This window comes from Pseudomonas sp. AC463 (assembly GCF_979253585.1).
On sequence record NZ_CEEDDZ010000338.1, the window covers coordinates 1 to 320 of the forward strand.

Sequence of the window (320 nt, forward strand, 5' to 3'; positions counted from 1 at the left end):
GATGAAGACGTAGCGCGAATACAGCAGGTTACCGATCGCCTGGATGTTCGGCACGACCGGATCGATCGGCGCGACACGACGCGTCAGGTCCAGCGTCCCCGCGCTCCAAGCCCCGACCGCGATGATGACCTCCGCCGCCAGCGCAACCGCGACGGCCAGACCGATGCCGGCATAGCGCATCACGCCAGCCCGCAGTTCGGCAAAGTCGATGTCGAGCATCATCACGACGAACAGGAACAGCACCGCGACCGCGCCGACATACACGATGACCAGCAGCATCGCGATGAACTCGGCACCGACGAGCACCATCAGCCCGGCGG

General features: G+C 65.3%; 1 protein-coding gene. It reads right to left on the minus strand.

What is annotated here, in order from left to right; all coding sequences use genetic code 11:
* Positions 1-320, minus strand: a 320-nt coding sequence (locus AC0IYH_RS30420; protein WP_471837869.1) for an NADH-quinone oxidoreductase subunit J, incomplete at both ends; no start/stop codon positions are given.